We start from the raw sequence: 19,917 nt of genomic DNA, 5'->3' as shown, positions 1-19,917 counted from the left end.
GCATGCGCGTCGCATCCAGCACCATCTATCGGCAGGTCGTCGCTGCCATGCAGCAGGCGCAGGGCGAGCTCGCCACGGCACAGCAGCAGCTGTCGTCCGGTCAGCGCATCACGCGTGCCGGCGAGGATCCCTCGGCGTTCTCCAGCGCCAGCCGCATGACGGCCCGCCTGTCGGAGCTGGCCGGATATGGCCGCGCCGGCGACCGCGCCGAGCATCGCCTGTCGATGGCGGAGACCCGCATCGCGCAGGGCGCCGATCTGCTGGGCCGCGTGCGCGAGATCGCGGTGCAGGGCAACAATGCCACGCTGTCCGAGTCCGACCGGGTCGCGCTCGCCGGCGAGGTGGCGCAGATCCGCGAGCAGCTGCTGCAGACCGCCAACGCCACCGACGGCGAGGGGCGCCCGCTGTTCGCCGGCACCGCCGACGGTGCCGCCTTCACGCCCGATGCCGGCGGTGTCGTGCGCTACTCGGGCAATGCCGGCACGCGACTGGTCGCGATCAACGAGGGCAGCACGGTCGCCGACGGCGAGCGCGGCACGGCCGTCTTCGGTGGCGACAGCGCCAATGCCTTCGCGGCCGTGGACGCGGTGGCGGCGGCGCTGGCCGAGCCGGATCCGGTGGCGCGCGCCGACGGTTTTGCCGCGTCGCTGGATGCGCTCGACGCGCGCCTGGAGCAGCTCAATCTCGCGCGTGGCCGGATCGGCGCCCGCCTGTCCGCCATCGACCGCGCCGGTGCGGTACGCGATGCCGAGAACGAGCAGCTCACCGCCGCGCGCTCGGCACTGGTCGATACCGACATCACCCGGGCCGTGACCGACATGGCGCAGGCCGGCAACCGGCTGAGCGCGACCCAGCAGGCCTATCTGCAGGTCCAGCAGCAGAGCCTGTTCGACCTGATCCGCTAGTCGGCCCCGGGCTACCGCCGTGCCGGTCCCGTGCGCACGGCGCGCGAGGGCGGGGCATCGTTCCCCCTGCCCCTGTCCATGCCGCCCCGGGACCCCGCCATGACGTCGTCCATACGTGAGCAGAACGCGGAGCATTCCGCCGCGTCCGCACCCAGCGAAGGCAGCGAGCGCGACCTGCGCTATCGGGCCATCTTCAATTCGGCGCTGCAGTTCATGGGCGTCCTGCATCGCGATGGCTGGGTGCTGGAAGTCAATGATGCGGCACTGACCTTCGCCGGGGTCGAACGCGAGGACGTCATCGGCCGGCTGGCGTGGGATACCCCGTGGTTCGCCGGCAGCGGCGCGGTACGCGAGCGTCTCAGGGATGCCGTGGCGCGCGCCGGCAGCGGCGAGCTGGTGCGCTACGACGAGAGCATCTGCGGCGCCAACAGCGCGCATGCCGAGGTGGATTTCTCGGTCAAGCCGGTGAGCAGCGACGGGACGGCGCAGGGTTGTCTGCTGCTTGCCGAGGGGCGCGATCTCACCGAGATGCGCGTGGCGCGCAGCGCGCTGCGCGAGTCGGAGGAGCGGTTGCGGCTGAGCTTCGATCTCGCCCCCATCGGCAAGGCACTGATCGATCTCGACGGCACCTTCCTCAAGGTCAATGCGGCGCTGAGCGGCATCGTCGGCTACAGCGAGGACGAGCTGCTGCGCACCACCTGGCAGGCGATCTCGCACCCCGACGACATCGCCACCGATCGGGCACTGGTGGAGGAGGCACTCGCCGGCAACCGCGCCAGCTACCGCATCTTCAAGCGCTACCGGCACAAGGGCGGGCGGCTGGTCAGCGTGCAGCTGGACGTCAGTCTGGCGCGCGACCGCGACGGCGTGCCGCTCTACTTCATCGCCCAGATCCAGGACGTGTCGGCGCGCCGCCAGGCCGAGGATGCGCTGTTCGAGGCCAACGAGCTGGCCCAGATCACGCTCGCGGCCATCGGCGACGGCGTGCTGCGCACCGACGCGCGCGGCGTCGTCACCTACGCCAACGATGCCGCCTGCGCGCTGCTCGGGCGCCAGCGTGCCCGCCTGGTCGGCGAGCGCTTCGCCGACTGCGTGGCGCTGGTGGGCGGCGACGATGATGCGCCGCTGGCCGATCCCGTCGGCACGCTGCTGCGCGTGGGCAGCGTGAGCGAGCCGGGACCGTTCCCGCGGTTGCGCACCGACGGCGGCCAGCTGGTCCCGGTGCGCTACACGGTCAAGCCGATGGTCTCCCGCCAGGGCGAGATCCTGGGCAGCGTGTTCGTCATGCAGGATGTCTCCGACGCCAGTCAGCTCAGCGCGCGCTGGGCCTACCAGGCCAATCACGACGAGCTCACCGGCCTGCTCAATCGCCGCGCCTTCGAGGACCTGCTCGGCGACTGCGCGGACAGGCTTGCCGAGGCGGGCCGCATGACACGCCAGCGTCACGCGCTGATCTATTTCGACTTCGACCACTTCAAGATCGTCAACGACAGCTGCGGCCACGCCGCCGGCGACACGCTGCTGATCGAGGTCGCACGCCTGGTGCGCAGCCGGCTGCGCGCCGGCGATCGCTTCGCGCGGCTGGGCGGCGACGAGTTCGGCGCGCTGCTGCCCGACTGCACCGTCGAGGATGCGCATGGGATCGCCGATTCGCTGCTGGAGGCGGTACGCGACTTCGCATTCGACTTCGAGGGGCGCACCTTCCGCGTCACGCTCAGCCTGGGCGTAGCGCCGGTGAGCACCGATGCCGGCGAGACGCTGGCGCGTGCCGATACCGCCTGCTACGTCGCCAAGCGCGCCGGTGGCAATCGCGTGCATGCCTTCGATCCGGGCGATGCCGACATCCGGCGTACCCGTCGCGAGATGGACTGGGCCCAGCGTCTGCAGACCGCATTCGAAGGGCGCGGCGGCAGCTTCACGCTGGAATGCCTGCCGGTGAGCACGCTCAAGGACGGCGGCGTGACCGGGCACGAGGTCCTGCTGCGCTACCGCGATGCCGACGGCGCGCTGGTGCTGCCGCGGACCTTCCTGCCGGCGGCGCGTCGGCTGGGCCTGATGCCGCGCATCGACATGCACGTGCTGCGCGAAGTGCTCGACGCCATCGCGCTCGACATGGCGCCCGAGGGGCCGCTGTGGATCAACCTGTCGGCGCAGTCGGTGGCCGATCCGCTGTTCACCCGCGACTGCCTGAGCCTGCTCGACAGCGCGGCCGCGCCCGCCGGCCGGCTGCATTTCGAGATCGCGGAGCGCGACCTGCCGCAGGGCGCCAGCGCCACCACACCGCTCATCGACGGGCTGCGCTCGCGCGGCTTCGGTGTCTGGCTGGACGATTTCGGCACCGGGGTCGATGCCTTCGAGAAGCTGCGCCAGCTGCAGCCGGACGGCATCAAGATCGACAGCCGGACGGTGGCGCGCCTCGACGACGAGCCGGTCTACCGGCATCTGGTGGACGCGGCCTGCGCGGCCACCACCGAGCTCGGCGGCGCGGTCATCGCCGAGGGTGTCGAGCGGCGCAGCACCGCCGACCTGCTGCGCGCGCGCGGCGTGCTGCTGGCGCAGGGCGACCTGTGCGGCAAGGCGCGCCCCCTGATCGCGGACGAGGAAGGCGAGGGCTAGCCGCTCGTCGGCCGCGCGGTGCCGCTGGCACCGCCGCGGCCCGGCGGGGCCTCAATGGCGGAGGGAAGGGGCCGATACCGGGATCGAAGGCGCCGCTGGCGCCCCACCACTGCCCGGCACGCCGGGCACCGACCCGAGTGCCCTTCCAGGAGTCTTCGCCATGCTTTCGATCAACACCAACGTGATGTCTCTCAACGCCCAGCGCAACATCGCCAGCACGCAGTCGCAGCTGGCGACGTCGATGGAGCGTCTCTCGTCCGGTCTGCGCATCAACAGCGCCAAGGACGACGCCGCCGGTCTCGCCATCTCCGAGCGCTTCACCTCGCAGATCCGCGGCATGAACCAGGCCGTGCGCAACGCCAACGACGGCGTCTCCCTCGCGCAGACCGCCGAGGGTGCCCTGGGCGAGGTCACCAACAACCTGCAGCGCATCCGCGAGCTGGCGGTGCAGTCGTCCAACGCCACCAACTCGGCCACCGACCGCAACGCCCTGCAGGCGGAAGTCTCGCAGCTGCTCTCCGAGATCAACCGCGTCGCCGACCAGACCTCCTTCAACGGCGTGAATCTGCTCGACGGTTCCTTCGCGGGTGCTTCGTTCCAGGTCGGTGCCAACGCGGGTGAAACGATCACGGTGTCGTCGATCGCCGACATCAACACCGCGGCCCTCGGCTCGGTCACCCAGGCCACCGGTGGCGCCCTCTCGGTGGCGGCGTCCAGCCTGACCGGCTTCGGTACCGCCATCTCGGCCGGCGACCTGACCATCAACGGCGTGGATGTCGGTGCCATCTCGGCCGCGTCGAGCGCCTCCGAGCGTGCCGGCCAGCTGGTCAACGCCATCAACGCGGTTTCCCAGCAGACCGACGTCGGCGCGTCCTACGATTCGGCCACCGGCCAGATCACGCTGAACAGCTCGGCCGCCGTGACGGTCGCCGGAGCCGCCAACGACGCCACCATCACCGGCTGGGCCAACGGCGCGGTGGGCGCCGCCGCCACCACCACGGGCATCGACACGCTGACCGTCGGCAACTATGCCGGTGCGCAGACCGCGATCAGCCTGGTGGACAGCGCGCTCGACACCGTGAACACCGCACGCGCCGATCTCGGTGCGCTGCAGAGCCGCTTCGAGTCGGTGGTCGCCAATCTGCAGACGACCTCCGAGAACCTGAGCGCCTCGCGGTCGCGCATCCAGGATGCCGACTTCGCGGCGGAGACGGCCTCGCTGACGCGCGGGCAGATCCTCCAGCAGGCCGGTACCGCGATGCTCGCCCAGGCCAACTCGGCGCCGCAGAACGTGCTCAGCCTGCTGCGGTAATGCGCGATTCGCTCACAAGGCGTGATCCCTTCACGGGGGCCGGCGGAGGTCGGCCCCCGTTTTGCTTGTTGCCGGCCGCGCCGGCACGGAGGGTTGTCCCATGATCGATATTACCTCCCTGGAACGCTATCCCGCGGAAGCGCCGCGTCCGTCCGTGATGACCCCGCCGGCGCCCCCGGCTGCACCGGCTGCGGTGCAACCGGTGGCGCAGGCGATGCCGTCGGAGGCGGTCACCGCGCCGCCGTCGAGCGCCGACGTGCGCTTCGAGGTCGACGACCAGCAGCGCGTCGTCATCCGCATCAGCGACCCCGCCACCGGCGAAGTCGTGCGTCAGATCCCCAGCGAGGTGCTGCTGCGCGTCGCCGACATGATCACCGACGCACGCGGTGGCACGGTGGATGCAGAGGCCTGATCGCGCGTCATCGCACAGTACGGAGGGCCGAACATGCCCATTACATTCGCCGGCATCGGATCCGGCCTGGATCTCGAATCGCTGGTCACCCAGCTGGTCTCGGCCGAACGCGCGGGGCCGACCGCCCGCCTCGACCGGGTGGAAAGCCGCTCGCGGCAGGAATCGACCGCCTTCGACAGCCTGTCCACCAGCATCGCGGCGCTGCGCAGCGCCGCCACCGCGCTGGCCGAGCAGGCCTCGCAGACGCCCAACAAGGCCACCTACGAGGATGATGCACCGTTCACCGTGACCGCCTCCGGCAGCGCCTCGCCGGCGCGCTTCGATGTCGAGGTGGAGACACTGGCACGCGCGCACAAGCTGCGCTCGGCCGCCTTCGACGCCGGCAGCGATGTCGGCACCGGCACGCTGACGCTCGGGGTTGGGGGCGACAGCTTCGACGTCGTCATCGGCGCCGGCGGCGGTACCCCGGCCGCCATCGCCGAGGCCATCAACACCGCTGCCGACAACACCGGCGTGCGCGCGACTGTGGTCAACGGCGCCGCCGGTGCCCAGCTCATCCTGAGCGCCGAGAGCACCGGCGCGGCCAACACGCTGAGCGTCACGGCCACCGGCGGCGATGGCGGCCTCGACGCGCTGCGCTACACCGGCGACGTCGGCACCGATCAGCTCACCGAGGTCGCCGCGGCCGCCGATGCGTCGATCCGCATCGACGGCGTGCAGATCACCAGCGCCGGCAATCGCTTCGACGAGGTCATCGACGGCATCGCCATCGATGTGGCGCGCGCGGAGCCAGGGAGCACGTCCGCCGTGACGGTGGCGCGCGACGATGCGCCGCTCGCCGATGCGGTCGCCGCTTTCGTCAAGGCCTACAACAGCAGCCGCGACACCGTAGAGCAGGTCACCGCCTTCAACGCCGACAGCGGCTTCGCGGGCGCGCTGCAGGGCGACGCGGCGGCGCGCGGCGTCGACAACGCCATGCGCGACCTGCTGCGCGTGCAGGGCGGCGAGGGCGCCGGCACCCGCGTGCTTTCGCAGCTCGGCATCGAGGGCGACGCCGAGGGCCGCCTGAGCTTCGATCGCGCCGCCTTCGATGCGGCCATTGCCGACGATACCGAGGGCGTCGCCGCGCTGCTCGGCAGCGCCGGCCTCGGCGGTCGCGCGGACAGCCGTCTCGCCGGCTATCTCGGCGACGATGGCCTGTTCGCCTCGCGCACCGAGGCCATCGATCGGCGTCTCGATCGCGTGGCCGATGATCGCGAGGCCCTCGACCGGCGCATCGAGCAGATCGAGTCGCGTCTGCGCAGCCAGTTCGCCGCGCTCGACACGCTCATGGCGCAGCTCCAGCAGGACAGCAACTTCCTGGCCCAGCAGCTCGGCGTGACGAGCGGCTGATCGCGGCCTTCAAGTTCACGCCGGAACGGCCGATAACAGGGCAAGCACCCAACACGAGAATCGCCATGCCTGTCGCCTATGCCCGTGCCGTCGACCACTACGGACAGTCCGGTCCGCTCGCCGCGGCTGCCGAGCAGTCGCCGCATCAGCTCATCGAATGCCTGCTGGCCGGTGCGCTGGCGCGCATCGCAGCCGCACGCCAGGCACTCGCCGGCGGCGATGACGCTGCGCGCCGCCGGGCATCGTCGCGCGTCGTGGAGATCGTCGGCTATCTCGACGGCATTCTGGATGAACAGGCGGGCGGCGAGGTTGCCCGCGGTCTGCGCGGACTCTACGAATACTGCGTGCTCCGCCTCTTCGAGGCCAATCTGCATCGCGACGATGCGGCCTATGCCGAGGTCGCGGAACTGCTCGGCGAGATCAAGCGGGCCTGGGATGCGATTCCGGCAGGTTCGCGTCAGGGGGTCGCGGCATGAGCGCGCCGACCGCCATCGGCAACGGTACCGCCACAGGCGTCGCCATCGCACCGCCGCACGAGCGCATCGGCCAGGCGCTGGTCGCCGGTGATTTCGCCGCTGCGCTGGCGGTGGCCGAGGCGGCCGGCGCCGAGCTGCGCGAGCGCCAGGCGCGCGGCACGCTGCCGCCGCCCGACGAGCTGCGCCAGTGGCACGACGCCTATCAGGGCCTGCTGGGCCACGTGCAGGCGCTGCGCGAGGATGCACGCCGCGAGCTCTCCCGGCTGCACGGCCGCCGCAACGCCGTGCGTGCCTACGCCCATGGCTGAGACCGGCGCAGGGCTGTCGGCGACGGCGCGCATGCCGCTGCTCTGGCAGCCGCGCCTCGACGACGCGCCGACGCCCTTCGTCGCGCTGCTGCGACGGCTGATCGACATCGGCGGCCTCGGCGGCGTGCAGGAAATCGACGAAGGGGAGGGGGAGAGCGGCGTTTCATCCGAATCCGTGCGCCGTCTGCACACCAAGCTCGATCTGCTGCTCTGGATGGGCGCCGAACTGCTCGCCATTCATCGGCCGCTACCACCCAGCAGAGCGGTGAGGTTGCTGCCCGATCGTCTGCTCCTGGAAGCCGACGGTAGCGAAGAGCGGGATGAACGGCAGTGGCTGCTGCTCTACTGCCTGGACGGACTGCCCATGCCGCTGCCACTGCCGGTGCGCGTGCAGCGCGACGGCAGCGACTGGGTGTGTCTGCTCGATGCGCCCGACGAGGCGACCGCCGAGCTCTACAGTCAGTTGCTGTTCCGCCTGCATCGCCGCGAGATCGCCGCTCGTCGAGCGGGGTGACGGCGGCGCCCGTCCAGCCGCTACCATCGGGCTCCCGGCCGTCCGGCCGCCCGCACGGAGTTCCCCGCCATCCGCGTCGCCGTTCTCTTCCCCCACCGCGCGGTCGGCGAGCTGTTCGCCGCCGGTCTCCGGGCGCAGCGCGGGGTCTACAAGGTGGATGTGCTGCCGACCGATAGCCGGCTTACCCGCGCTCTGCGCGAGAGCGGCGCGCGCGTGTTCGTGGTGGACGGAACGGCGCTCGGCGCCGGTGTGCTGGGCGAGCGGCTCGGTCGCATCCGGGCGGCGCATGCCTCGGCCCCCATCTTGCTGCTGAGCAGCGCCGACCGCGAGGCCCTGCGCGCGGCCCTGAACCAGGGCGTGACCGGTGTGCTGGCACCGGACAGCGATGCCGAGACCTGCGTCAAGGCGCTGCAGCAGCTGTCGCAGGGCCATTCCTGGCTGCCCGCGGAGCTGGTGGGCGATCTTCTCAACGGCCGCGTGCCCGGCGCCACCGGCTCGCTGCTCGACCGGCTGTCGCCGCGCCAGCGGCAGGTCATGGATCTGCTCGGCAACGGCATGACGACGCGCCAGATCGCCGACCTGCTCGGCATCGGCGTGAAGACCGTGGAGACCCACCGGGCACGCCTCATGCAGCAGCTGGGCGCCCGCAGTGCGCACGAGCTGCTCGTGCTGGCGGTTCAGGGGCGGCAGGCCGCAGGCTACTGAGCGCGTACGGCATTCGTAGTACATAACCTTACGCATGTAAGTCTATCTCTTGTAGGAGCTGAACGGTTCCTGGCCAATGATGGCAGCGCGACGACGGAAAACCGTCGCGCCGGAACCGCCGGAAATCCGGAGCCCGGTCCGGCCGAGAATCAGCGAACAGGAGAGCACGATGCGAGTCGATACCCGCGCCCATCAGGCGACCCGTACCACGGTGACGCCGCAGCTTGCCCAGCAGATCCGCCTGCTCGGGCTGACGTCGGAGGATCTCGAGGTCGAGGTCGGGCAGTGGCTCGCCAGCAACGTCATGCTGGAGGTCGATGCCGACGACGCCGACGACGGCGAAGTCGCGGACGACACCGGCAACGAGGATGCCGCCGGCGATCTCGCGCTCGATTCCAACTGGGACGACAGCTTCACGCCCATGTCGGGTGGCGCCGAGCGCTTCGACAGCGCGCTGCCGGTGGCGGCCCCGGAACCGGACGGTGTGGTCGAGCGCCTGATGCGCGACCTGCCCGTGGAGTGCAGCAGCGCGCGCGAGCTGCACGCCGCGTTCGCGGTCCTCGGCGCGATCGACGAGCGCGGCTGGCTGGAAGGCGATCTCAACGAGCTCGCCTGCAGCCAGGGACTGCCCACCGGCGCGCTCATCGCCGCGCTTGCGCTCATCCGCAAGCTGGCGCCGGCCGGATTCGGAGCGCGCGACCTCGACGAGTGCCTGCGCCTCCAGCTCGACGCCATGCCCGACAGCGCCATGGTGCGCAACGCCCGCGCGCTGATCGCGGTCGGCCTGGAGCGCCTCGCCGGTCGCGAGCTGCTCGCGGTGCAGCGCAAGCTCCGGCTCGACGACGCGGCCTTCTCCGAGGCGCTGAACTGTCTGCGCCGGCTCGATCCGCACCCGGGGCGTTCCGCCGCGACCGGTGCGCCGGTCCTGCCGGACGTGGTGGTGGCGCGGGTGGACGGTCGCTGGACCGTGACGCTCTCCGAGTTCGCGACCCCCAGGCTGCGCATCAATCCCGGCTATGCCAGCGTGGTCGAAAGCGGCGCGCCGGGCAGCGCCGGCCTGCGCGATCAGCTGCAGGAGGCCCGCTGGCTGCTGCGCGGTCTCGAGCAGCGCGCCGACACCCTGCTCAAGGTGGCGCACGCCATCTTCCGCCGGCAGTTCGCCTTCCTCGCCGGTGGCGACGAGGTGCTGGCGCCGATGATGCTGCGCGAGATCGCCGGCGAGGTGGGCGTGCACGAATCGACCGTCTCGCGCGTCACCCGCGGCAAGTACGTGGCGACGCCGCGCGGCATCTACGAGCTCAAGCACTTCTTCGGCGCCGGCTTCGGCGCCGACTGTGGGGCCTCCAACACCGCGGCGCGTGCGCTGGTCCGGCGCTTCATCGCCGGCGAGCGCCCCGATGCGCCGCTCGACGATGCCGCGGTGGCCGAGCGCCTGGCGGAGCGCGGCATCCGCATCGCCCGCCGCACGGTGGCCAAGTACCGCGAATCGCTCGGCATCCCGCCGGCGCGCATGCGCGCCGCGGCTCAGCCCCTCGCCCTGTCGGCCTGATCGGTCGCGTTCCACCGGGAGCCATTCGCATGGTCTATGACACCGTCCTCACGCTCGAGCCGCCGGTCGCCGCCACCGTTCCCGCCGCCCGGGAGACGCCGCGCGCCGTCGAACCCGAGACCGGGCGCGTTCCGGGCAGTCGCCTGGTCGGCGACAGCGCGCCGATGCGGCGCGTGCGCGCCCTCATCGCCCAGGTCGCGGGCTTCGACACCAACGTGCTGATCACCGGCGAGTCCGGCACCGGCAAGGAGCTGGTGGCGCGCGCCATCCACGACGCCTCCGAGCGCGCCGGCCGGCCCTTCGTCGCCATCAACTGCGGCGCCATTCCGGCCGAGCTCCTCGAGTCCGAGCTCTTCGGCCACGAGCGCGGTGCCTTCACCGGCGCCATCGCGGCGCGCAAGGGGCGCTTCGAGCTCGCCGAGGGCGGCACCATCTTCCTCGACGAGATCGGCGACATGCCGCTGCCCATGCAGGTGAAGCTGCTGCGCGTGCTGCAGGAGCGCAGCTTCGAGCGCGTCGGCGGCACCCAGACCCTGCGCTGCGACGTGCGCATCGTCGCCGCCACCCACCGCGATCTGGAGACGCGCATCGCCGACGGCAGCTTCCGTGAGGATCTGTACTACCGGCTCGCGGTCTTTCCCATCGAGCTGCCGGCACTGCGTGCGCGCAGCGAGGATCTCCCGGCGCTGATCGATGCGCTGTGCGCGCGGACGCCCACCGCCTCCGGGAAGCCGCTGCGTCCGGCGCCCGCCGTGCTGGAAGCGCTGTCGCACTACCACTGGCCGGGCAACGTGCGCGAGCTGGCGAACCTGATCGAACGCCTGGCGGTGCTCTGCATCGACGACACGGTCGGTGTCGACGACCTGCCGCCGCGCTATCGCGCCGATCTCAATCCCGACACGGCAGCGCCGTCGCCGGTGCGGGCGCGTCCCGACACCGAGGCATCGCTGCCCCGCGAGGGCCTCGACCTGCGCGACCATCTCGCGCGCATCGAGGCCGGTCTCATCCGCGAGGCGCTGGCGCGCAGCGAGGGGGTCGTCACCCATGCCGCGCAGCTGCTGCGCGTGTCGCGCACCACCCTGATCGAGAAGCTGCGCAAGCACGACATCGCGCCGGACGGCGCCTCCGCGCCGGCGAACGGCTGATGCCGGGGCACGCGCCTTGCCCGATGTTCCGGGGGATGAAGCACGGAGATCGCCGCCATGGATGAGATGGGGATCAATCGCGTACTGAGCGAGATGCGTGCGCTGCAGGCGCGCTCGACGCTGCCCGCCGCCGCGCCGACCCCCGCCGCCGGCGCCGAGGCGCCGCAGCGCAGCGGCTTCGTCGATGCCATGCGCGACGCCGTGCGCGGGGTCAACGACCGCCAGGCCGACGCCGCGCGCGCGGCCGACGATTTCCAGCTGGGGCGGGGCGATCTCGCCACCACCATGCTGAAGATGCAGGAGTCCGGCGTGGCCTTCCGCGCCGCCGTGGAGGTGCGCAACCGGGCGGTGGCGGCCTACCAGGACATCATGAACATGCCGCTGTAGGGGCCCGACGATGGCGCAATCCCCGTTCCAGATCGTTCAGCAGGTCCCGGCGCTCAAGCCCGTGCTGCTGCTCGCCGGTCTCGCGCTCGCGGTCGCCGCGGGCATCAGCGTGTACATGTGGTCGCGCGGCGCCGACTGGACGCCGGTGGCCACCGGCCTCGAGCTGCGCGACTCCGCCGAGATCGTGCGCAGCCTGGAGGCCGTCGGCATTCCGGCCCGCACTGCCGACAACGGCGACGCGGTATCGGTACCCCGGACGCAGCTCCACGCCGCGCGCATGCAGCTCGCCGGCAACGACGCGCTGGGCCCGGACAACGGCTTCGCGATGCTGTCCGAGTCGCCCGGCTTCGGGGTCAGCCAGTTCATGGAATCGGCGCGCTACCAGTACGCGCTGGAGACCGAGCTCGGGCGCACCATCGCCAGTCTGTCGCCGGTGCGCAGCGCGCGCGTGCATCTGGCGGTGGCGCGCGAGTCCGCCTTCGTGCGCGACGCCAGCCGCGCCAGCGCCTCGGTGGTGGTCGACCTGCGCCCCGGGCGCAGCCTCGACGCCGCCCAGGCGCAGGCCATCGTCAATCTGGTCGCCGCCAGCGTGCCGCAGATGGACCCGTCCGCCGTCACGGTGGTGGACAGCGCCGGCAACCTGCTCTCCGATCCCGACGGCGAGGGGAGCGTGATCGCCGCCTCGCGCCAGCAGTTCGATCTCGCCCGTCAGACCGAGGCACTGCTGGCCTCCCGCATCATCGGCCTGGCCGAGGCCCTGGTGGGCGAGGGGCGTGTGCGCGCCCAGGTCACCGTCGAGCACGACGTCGAGACCCGTCAGCTCGCCAGCGAGCGCGTGCAGGCCGACCCCGCCGCCATCACCAGCGAGCAGCTGCGCGAGGAGCGCGGCGGCGAGCCCGCCGGCGCCGCAGCGGGCGCGGCCGCCAACATGCCGGGCAACCCCGACGGTGCCGCACCGGCACCCGCGCCCGCGGCGGATCCCGATGCGCCGCCGAGTCTGCGCGAAGTGTCGCGCGAGTACGCGGTGGGGCGCGAGTACAGCATGACCGAGCAGCCCGCCGGCGCGCTCAAGCGCGTCTCGGCGGCGGTGCTGGTCGACCATGTCCGGGTCACCGCTGCCGATGGCACCGTCAGCACGCGGCCCCTGGAGCCGGCCGAGATGCAGCAGCTGCGGCAGCTCGTCGAGGGCGCGATCGGCTTCGACGCCCAGCGCGGCGATCGCCTGAGCATCGAGCATGCCCGCTTCGCCGATGCCGTCGTGCCGGCGGCGCCCGAGGCGGCGCCGATCTGGGAGCGCTATCTCGACGATGGCTGGGGCACCATGCTCGCGCGCAACTTCGGCGGCGTGCTGGTGCTGCTGGTACTCATCTTCGCGGTGCTGCGCCCGACCCTGCGCGCCCTGCTGCAGCCGGTGACCGTGCAGGCGGTCGACGAGCCCGAGACCTATCCCCGGCTCGCCGGTACGGTGGCGCCCGACGAAGGCGACGACGCGCCCGAGCCCGAGATGCGGGAGGCGCCCTACGAGCGCCAGCTCCAGGTCGCCCGTACCGTGGTGCAGACCGATCCCAAGCGGGTCGCCCAGCTGATGCGGACCTGGGTGGGCAGCGATGGTTGAGGCCCTCATGGAACGGCCGGCCGCCGGCATCGGCGACGGCACCCACCGCGCCGCGGTGCTTCTGCTGTCGCTGGGCGAGGCCGAGGCCGCCGAGGTGCTCAAGCACATGAGCGCGCGCGAGGTGCAGAAGCTCGGCGCGGCCATGGCGCGCATGGGGCCGGTGACCACCGAGCAGGCGCAGCAGGTCATCTCCAGCTTCGTCGCCGAGCTCGACGGCCAGACCTCGCTGGGCGTCGGGGCCGACGAATACGTGCGTCGCGTGCTGGCCAATGCGCTCGGCGAGGACAAGGCCGGCCGGCTCATCGACCGCATCCTGGTGGGCAGCCAGACCAAGGGCCTGGATGCGCTCAAGTGGATGGACGCGCGCGCCATCTCCGATCTGGTGCGCAACGAGCACCCGCAGATCGTCGCCATCGTGCTGGCCTATCTCGAACCCGACCAGGCCGCGGAAGTGCTGGGACTGCTGTCCGAGCGCACGCGCGCCGATGTGGTCATGCGCATCGCCACGCTCGAGGGCATTCCGCCCAACGCGCTCAACGAGCTCGACGAGATCATGGAGCGGCAGTTCTCCGGCAACAACAACCTGAAGTCGTCCAGCGTCGGCGGCGTCAAGGTCGCCGCCAGCATCCTCAACTTCCTCGATTCGAGCACCGAGACCCAGCTCATCGAGGCGGTGCGCGACATGGACGCGACGCTCTCCGAGCGCATCGAGGACCTCATGTTCGTGTTCGACGACCTCGCCACGCTCGACGACCGCAGCATCCAGCGCCTCCTGCGCGAGGTCCCCGGCGACAAGCTGCCGGTGGCGCTCAAGGGGGCCGATGCCCGCGTGCGCGAGAAGATCACCGCCAACATCTCCAAGCGCGCCGCCGAGATGCTGCTCGAGGACCTGGAGGCGCGCGGGCCGGTGAAGGTATCCGACGTCGAGGCCGCGCAGAAGGAGATCCTGGCGCTGGCGCGTCAGCTTTCCGACGACGGCGAGCTGACGCTGGGCAGCAAGGGCGGGGCGGACGAATATGTCTGAGGCCGCCCGTCGCGTCGCGCTGCCGGACTTCGGATCCGGAAGCCGGCCGCCCACCACGGCCGAGCTGGAGAGCGTGCAGGCGCGCGCCTACAGCGAGGGCTGGGAGAAGGGCCACGCCGACGGTTTCGCCGCCGGCATGCAGGATGTGAAGGCCGCCGCCGAGCGCCTGGAGGCGCTGACCGCGGCGCTCGCGAGCCCGCTGGCGGCGGCGGACGACGCCGTCGTCGAGCAGCTGCGCGATCTCGCATTGCGCATCGGCGCGCGACTGGCCCGGCACACGCTGGCGGTCGACCCCGACGCGGTGCTGGGGCTGGTGCGCGACGCGCTGGAGGCGCTGGTCGAGGGCGAGGGCGCGGCGCATGTCGCGCTGCACCCGCAGGATCGCGCCGGGCTGCCCGAGGATGTCGCGCTGCCGGCAACGGTGCAGTGGCACGACGACCCCGATCTGCCGCGCGGCGACGTCCGCGTCTGGCGCGGTGCCGCCGGGGTCGATGCCGGTCTCGACGCCCGCCTCGACACGCTGGCGCGCCAGTGGCTGGATGCCGATCAGGAGATGGAGGCGTGAACGCGGTACGTGCGGAGCGGCTGCGCGGACGTCTCGAAGCGATCGCCGGCACCGTGCCGCCCGAGCCCGGCTTCGTGCGCAGCGGCCGCCTGCGCCGCGCAGTCGGCCTGACGCTGGAGGCCGAGGGCTGCAGCGCGCCGCTGGGGTCGCGGGTGCGCATCGCGGTCGCCGACGGGCGCGACATCGCCGCCGAGGTGGTGGGTTTCGCGCACGGGCGCACGCTGCTCATGCCGCTGGACAACCCGGTCGGACTGCTGCCGGAGGCCGCGGTGGCCCAGCGGGCCGGCGGCGCCGTGGCGCGCATCGGTCCCGACTGGCTCGGGCGCGTGGTCGACGCCAACGGGCGCGCCCTCGACGGCCGCGCCGATCCGCGCGGCACGCGGCCCGCCGATGCCGCCCCGGCGCCGATCAATCCGCTCGCGCGTCGTGCCATCACCACGCCGCTCGACGTCGGCGTGCGCGCGGTCAACGGCGTGCTGACGCTCGGCCGCGGCCAGCGCGTCGGACTCTTCGCGGGCAGCGGCGTCGGCAAGTCGACGCTGCTCGGCATGATGACGCGCAACACCACCGCCGATGTGGTCGTCGTCGGGCTCATCGGCGAGCGCGGTCGCGAGGTCGGCGATTTCGTGCACGACACCCTGGGCGCCGAGGGCATGACCCGCGCCTGCGTCGTCGCGGCGCCCGCCGATGCGCCGCCGCTGGCGCGGCTGCGCGGTGCCTGGCTGGCGACGGCGGTGGCGGAGTACTTCCGCGATCAGGGGCGGTCGGTGCTGCTGCTCATGGACTCGCTGACCCGCTTCGCTCACGCCGGCCGCGAGATCGGTCTCGCCACCGGCGAGGCGCCCGCCACGCGCGGCTATCCGCCGTCGGCGCTGGCGCGCCTTCCGCAGCTGGTCGAGCGTGCCGGCAACGGTGACGGCACCGGCAGCATCACCGCCATCTACACCGTGCTGGTCGACGGCGACGATCTGCAGGACCCGGTCGCCGACGCCGCGCGCGCCGTCCTCGACGGCCACATCGTGCTGTCGCGCGGCATCGCGGAGTCGGGACGGTTTCCCGCCATCGACGTCGAGGCATCGGTCTCGCGCGTTGCCGATGCGGTCACCGATCAGCCGCAGCAGCACGCCGCGCGTCGGTTGCGGCGCCTGCTGGCCGCGCACAGCCGCCACCGTGACCTCATCACCATCGGTGCCTACAAGCAGGGCACCGATGCCGATACCGACGAAGCGCTGGCGCGCTGGTCGCGCATCGAGGCCTTCCTGCGGCAGGACCGCGGCGAAGTGGCCGACATGGCGGCATCGCAGCAGGCGCTGGAGGCCATCTTTCAGGAGCAGCAGACGTGACCGGAACCCGTCCCCTCGATGCCGTCGCCCGTGTCCGCCGCGTCCACGAGGATGCCGCCGCCCGCGAGCTCGCCGCCGCGCAGGAGCGCGCCCGCGCCGAATCCGCGCGGGCCAGCGAGCTGCTCGGCTATCTGCACGAATACGAAGCCGCGCCGGTGCGCGCGTCGGCGCAGTGGCTGGCCAACCGGACCGTGTTCCTCGGGCGGCTCCAGGAGGCGGTGCGCGCGCAGGCAGCCCGCCTGCAGCAGGCAGAGGCGGCGGTCGAGGCCTGCCGCACGCGCTACATGCTGGCGCGCCAGGATCGCGACGTGCTCGACCGGCTGCAGGCCGGCTATCAGCGCGCCGCGGACCACGAGGCCCGCCGCCGTGCGCAGGACGCGCTCGATGACTGGGCCGGCAGTCGTTGCCGGGCGAGTGCATGACGCCGGCGGTCGGCGCGGCACCGCCGGCGCCGCCGCCGGCGGGACCTCCGCGGCGAGCGGCGAGCGATGACGGCGCGCCCTTCGCGCGCCTGATGGCCGACAGCGCCGGTGATGCGGCGCCGGCGTCCGCGACGCGGCGACCGGCAAGCGAAGCGGATGGCGAGTCGACTCAAGCACATGTCGCCGAAGCGGCGGCCGGCACCGCTGCCGAGCGGCCGGAGCCGAGGACCACCGAAGGGGCCGGCAGGGCACCGGCGGCGTTGTCCGCCGAAGGCGACGGTGCCGTACCGCCGGGCGGCCGGCCCGAAGCCGATGCGCCCGCGGCAGCGGCGGCCACGGCCGTACCGCCTCCGCCGGCCGCGGAAGCGCCGGTGCGCGCGGAACGCGCACCCCCGGCTTCGGCGGACGTCGGCGACGGTGCCGCTACGGCCGCGCGCGTCCGCCCCCCCGATGCCGGAGGCCGGACCGTCGATCGCGCCGGCATCGATGCGCAGGCGTCCGGGCCGCGACCGCCCGCCGACGAGGGTGCACGCGCTGCCGTTGCGCCGCGCACCGAAGCGGCCGCGGCCGCACCCGCACACCCGCAGGCCGACGGGCCGCGTGCCGCGCCATCGCCGACCGAGCCGCTGCCGCGCGCGCTGCGCGAGGCGGTCATGCGCGCGATGCGCGGCGAGGGCGGTACGAGCCCGGCGGGTGCCACGTCCGCACCGGGCGTCGGTGCTGAGGCCTCGGCGCCGGCGGCGGTGCCTGCCGCCGCGCCCTCGCCGGTCGGACAGGCACCGCAGGTGTCTCCGCCGATGGCGGCGCCGGCGCTGCCGACGACCACCGCGGCGCCGCAGCAGCTTGCCGAGGCGGCCGCGCGCGTCATGGTGGAGGCGGCCACCGAGGGCCGCTGGCAGGCGAGTCTGCGGCTCGATCCGCCCGAGCTCGGGCGCCTGGACATCCAGCTGGGGCGGAGCGAGCAGGGTGCGCTGAGCGCGCATTTCGTGGCCGCCACCGCCGGCGCGCGCGCGGCCCTCGAGCAGGCGATGCCGCTCCTGCAGCAGCAGCTCGCCGGGCAGGGCCTGCAGCTCGGCGACGCGTCGGTTTCCCAGCAGCACACCGGCGGCGGCGCGTCGACGGGCGGGCAGCGGGACGCCGCCGGGCACGGCGCGGGCGGACCCGACGACAGCGGCGAGCCACCGTCCGTCCCCATCACCGCCTCCGCTCTTCGGGCGCGCGGCCTGTTCGAGGGCTGGGCCTGAGGCGGTGGCGCCGCGCTTGCAGCACGGATCGCGGAGGCGGGCACGACGCGTCCGCGCACCGGAATCGAGAACCATGGCCGAGGCAGCAGCTCAGGATGACAGCAGGAAGGGCGGCGGGATGATGCGCACGCTGATCGTGGGGCTGCTGATGGCAGCGCTCGGCGGTGGCGGTGGCTGGTACTACCTGACGCAGGTGGCCGCGCATGCCGAGACCGACGAACCGGCGGCACCCAGGCTGGCGGAGCCGATCTACTGGCCCTTCGAGCCGGCCTTCGTGGTGAATCTGCCGGACGGCGCCTACATGCGCTACCTGAAGATCGATGTGGCCCTGATGACGCGTGATTCGGCCGTTCCGGGGGCGCTCGAGAAGCACGCGCCGCTGCTGCGCAACGAGCTGCTCATGCTGATGTCGACCGCCGACTACCAGAACCTCCTCACGCGCGACGGCAAGGAAGCCCTGCGCGCGCAGTCGCTGGATGCGATCAATGCCCGCCTCGCCGAGCTCGAGGTGGCCGAGAGCGCCGTCGAGGCGATCTACTTCACCAACTTCGTCATGCAATGAGCGGCAACGACCTTCTCTCCCAGGACGAGATCGACGCGCTGCTCGGCGGCGTCGATTCCGGCGCGGTCAGCACCGACGAGGACGATCCGCTCGCCGGCGAGGCGCGTCCCTATGACCTGGCGGCGCAGGACCGCATCATCCGCGGCCGCCTGCCGACGCTGGAGATGATCAACGAGCGCTTCGCGCGCTACTTCCGCATCGGCCTGTTCAACATGCTGCGGCGCTCGCCGGAGATCTCCATCCGCGGCGTCGAGATGGTGAAGTTCTCCGACTACGTGCACTCGCTGTTCGTGCCCACCAGCCTCAATCTGGTGAAGATCAAGCCGCTGCGCGGCACCGGCCTGTTCGTCTTCGAGCCCAAGCTGGTGGTGACCGCGGTCGATACCTTCTTCGGCGGCGCCGGGCGCTATCCGGTGAAGATCGAGGGGCGCGAGTTCACGCCGGTGGAATCGCGCGTCATCCAGCTCATGCTGCGCCAGGCCTTCCACGACATGCACGAGGCGTGGGCGCCCGTCATGAACCTGGACTTCGAGCACAGCGGTTCGGAGGTGAACCCGCACTTCGCGACCATCGTCTCGCCCAGCGAGCTGGTCGTGGTCTCGAAGTTCCACGTCGAGCTGGAGGGCGGTTCGGGCGACATCCACGTGACGCTGCCCTACGCCATGGTGGAGCCGATCAAGGATCTGCTCGACGCCGGCCTGCAGTCCGATCGCGACGATCGCGACGACCGCTGGGCGGCAGCGCTCAAGAGCCGCATGCAGGACGCCGAGGTCGAGCTGTGCACGGTGCTCGACACGCCCCAGCTCAGCCTGCGCCGCGTCATGCAGCTCAAGGCGGGCGACGTCATCCCGCTGGACTGGCAGGACGCCGTCGAGCTCACCGTCGAGGACCTGCCGGTATTCCGCGGCCGTCTCGGCACCGCCAACGGCAACCATGCCGTCCAGATCACCGAATTCGCGCGCCGCGAGGGCGGCGCGTCCGCGCTCGGCTGAGCCGGCGCCCCATCCATTCGCACGCACCGGGCCCCATCATGAGCGAAACCGCCTACAGCGACACCGAGACCGAAGCGCCGGCCAAGAGCGCGTCCGCATCCGGCGAGGCGCGTCCCGCGCAGTTCGAGGATCTGCAGCAGGACAAGCCGGCCGACGGCGCGCAGCCCGACGTCAACCTGGACGTCATCCTCGACGTCGGCGTCTCGCTGTCGATGGAGGTCGGCCGCGTGCGCATCCCGATCCGCAATCTGCTCCAGCTTTCGCAGGGCTCGGTGGTCGAGCTCGACCGCCTCGCCGGCGAACCGCTGGACGTGTTCGTCAACGGCACCCTCATCGCCCACGGCGAAGTGGTGATGGTCAACGACAAGTTCGGCGTTCGCCTGACCGATGTGGTCAGCCCGGCCGAGCGCATCCGCAAGCTGCGCTAGT

Annotated in this window: 20 protein-coding genes and 1 pseudogene; all 21 read left to right on the top strand. The window is 72.3% G+C overall.

Annotated elements, in window-relative coordinates; all coding sequences use genetic code 11:
• Window positions 1-2 precede the first annotated feature (2 nt).
• The 21 genes and pseudogenes from flgL to fliN all read left to right on the top strand — a co-directional run bounded on the left by flgL (window position 3) and on the right by fliN (window position 19,916).
• Window positions 3-905: a flagellar hook-associated protein FlgL gene (gene flgL, locus KAH28_RS13420; protein WP_290577451.1), complete on the top strand. Its 903-nt coding sequence runs from the start codon at window positions 3-5 to the stop codon at window positions 903-905.
• A 99-nt stretch (window positions 906-1,004) separates the two neighbouring features.
• Window positions 1,005-3,521: an EAL domain-containing protein gene (locus KAH28_RS13415; RefSeq protein WP_290577449.1), complete on the top strand. Its 2,517-nt coding sequence runs from the start codon at window positions 1,005-1,007 to the stop codon at window positions 3,519-3,521.
• 160 nt (window positions 3,522-3,681) lie between these two features.
• Window positions 3,682-4,833 carry a flagellin gene (locus KAH28_RS13410; RefSeq protein ID WP_290577447.1) on the top strand — a complete coding sequence of 384 codons (1,152 nt, stop codon included), beginning with the start codon at window positions 3,682-3,684 and terminating at the stop codon, window positions 4,831-4,833.
• Between the two features lie 100 nt (window positions 4,834-4,933).
• Window positions 4,934-5,245, top strand: coding sequence for a flagellar protein FlaG (locus KAH28_RS13405; RefSeq protein WP_290577445.1), 312 nt, complete (start codon window positions 4,934-4,936; stop codon window positions 5,243-5,245).
• Window positions 5,246-5,278: 33 nt separating this feature from the next.
• Window positions 5,279-6,637 (top strand): flagellar filament capping protein FliD, encoded by a 1,359-nt coding sequence (gene fliD, locus KAH28_RS13400; protein WP_290577443.1) that lies wholly within the window; start codon window positions 5,279-5,281, stop codon window positions 6,635-6,637.
• A gap of 65 nt (window positions 6,638-6,702) precedes the next feature.
• The gene (gene fliS, locus KAH28_RS13395) at window positions 6,703-7,113 is read left to right on the top strand and encodes a flagellar export chaperone FliS (protein WP_290577441.1); all 411 of its coding nucleotides are present in this window, start codon (window positions 6,703-6,705) and stop codon (window positions 7,111-7,113) included.
• A complete protein-coding gene (locus tag KAH28_RS13390; RefSeq protein ID WP_290577439.1) occupies window positions 7,110-7,421 on the top strand; it encodes a hypothetical protein in 312 nt (103 codons plus the stop codon). The genes fliS and KAH28_RS13390 overlap by 4 nt, the downstream gene beginning before the upstream one ends.
• On the top strand, window positions 7,414-7,935 hold the full coding sequence (locus KAH28_RS13385; RefSeq protein ID WP_290577437.1) for a PilZ domain-containing protein: 522 nt from the start codon (window positions 7,414-7,416) through the stop codon (window positions 7,933-7,935). The genes KAH28_RS13390 and KAH28_RS13385 overlap by 8 nt, the downstream gene beginning before the upstream one ends.
• A 159-nt stretch (window positions 7,936-8,094) precedes the next feature.
• Window positions 8,095-8,640 carry a response regulator transcription factor gene (locus tag KAH28_RS13380; RefSeq protein WP_290577435.1) on the top strand — a complete coding sequence of 182 codons (546 nt, stop codon included), beginning with the start codon at window positions 8,095-8,097 and terminating at the stop codon, window positions 8,638-8,640.
• 169 nt (window positions 8,641-8,809) lie between these two features.
• Window positions 8,810-10,189, top strand: a complete 1,380-nt coding sequence (gene rpoN / locus KAH28_RS13375) for an RNA polymerase factor sigma-54 (RefSeq protein WP_290577433.1) — start codon at window positions 8,810-8,812, stop codon at window positions 10,187-10,189.
• A 149-nt stretch (window positions 10,190-10,338) separates the two neighbouring features.
• A pseudogene (locus KAH28_RS13370) lies at window positions 10,339-11,334 on the top strand (sigma 54-interacting transcriptional regulator); the annotation flags it as partial.
• 57 nt (window positions 11,335-11,391) lie between these two features.
• On the top strand, window positions 11,392-11,721 hold the full coding sequence (fliE, locus tag KAH28_RS13365; RefSeq protein WP_290577428.1) for a flagellar hook-basal body complex protein FliE: 330 nt from the start codon (window positions 11,392-11,394) through the stop codon (window positions 11,719-11,721).
• A gap of 10 nt (window positions 11,722-11,731) precedes the next feature.
• On the top strand, window positions 11,732-13,336 hold the full coding sequence (gene fliF / locus KAH28_RS13360) for a flagellar basal-body MS-ring/collar protein FliF (RefSeq protein ID WP_290577426.1): 1,605 nt from the start codon (window positions 11,732-11,734) through the stop codon (window positions 13,334-13,336).
• A complete protein-coding gene (fliG, locus tag KAH28_RS13355) occupies window positions 13,329-14,360 on the top strand; it encodes a flagellar motor switch protein FliG (protein WP_290577425.1) in 1,032 nt (343 codons plus the stop codon). The genes fliF and fliG overlap by 8 nt, the downstream gene beginning before the upstream one ends.
• Window positions 14,353-14,925: a FliH/SctL family protein gene (locus KAH28_RS13350; protein WP_290577423.1), complete on the top strand. Its 573-nt coding sequence runs from the start codon at window positions 14,353-14,355 to the stop codon at window positions 14,923-14,925. The genes fliG and KAH28_RS13350 overlap by 8 nt, the downstream gene beginning before the upstream one ends.
• Window positions 14,926-14,945: 20 nt before the next feature.
• Window positions 14,946-16,268, top strand: coding sequence for a FliI/YscN family ATPase (locus KAH28_RS13345; RefSeq protein ID WP_366918199.1), 1,323 nt, complete (start codon window positions 14,946-14,948; stop codon window positions 16,266-16,268).
• Window positions 16,265-16,690, top strand: coding sequence for a flagellar export protein FliJ (fliJ, locus tag KAH28_RS13340; RefSeq protein ID WP_290577419.1), 426 nt, complete (start codon window positions 16,265-16,267; stop codon window positions 16,688-16,690). Before KAH28_RS13345 ends, fliJ begins: the two co-directional genes overlap by 4 nt.
• Window positions 16,687-17,934 (top strand): flagellar hook-length control protein FliK, encoded by a 1,248-nt coding sequence (locus KAH28_RS13335; protein ID WP_290577417.1) that lies wholly within the window; start codon window positions 16,687-16,689, stop codon window positions 17,932-17,934. The genes fliJ and KAH28_RS13335 overlap by 4 nt, the downstream gene beginning before the upstream one ends.
• A gap of 73 nt (window positions 17,935-18,007) precedes the next feature.
• Window positions 18,008-18,496, top strand: coding sequence for a flagellar basal body-associated protein FliL (locus KAH28_RS13330; protein WP_290577415.1), 489 nt, complete (start codon window positions 18,008-18,010; stop codon window positions 18,494-18,496).
• Entirely contained in the window at window positions 18,493-19,488 is a 996-nt protein-coding gene (fliM, locus tag KAH28_RS13325) for a flagellar motor switch protein FliM (RefSeq protein WP_290577413.1), read from the top strand. Before KAH28_RS13330 ends, fliM begins: the two co-directional genes overlap by 4 nt.
• A gap of 38 nt (window positions 19,489-19,526) precedes the next feature.
• Entirely contained in the window at window positions 19,527-19,916 is a 390-nt protein-coding gene (fliN, locus tag KAH28_RS13320; RefSeq protein ID WP_290577411.1) for a flagellar motor switch protein FliN, read from the top strand.
• Window position 19,917: the final 1 nt, after the last annotated feature.

It is taken from the genome of Algiphilus sp. (assembly GCF_023145115.1).
Taxonomy (GTDB): Bacteria; Pseudomonadota; Gammaproteobacteria; order Nevskiales; family Nevskiaceae; genus Algiphilus.
Note: the sequence above shows the minus strand (reverse complement) of the source record. Positions and strands in the feature narration are given on the sequence as shown.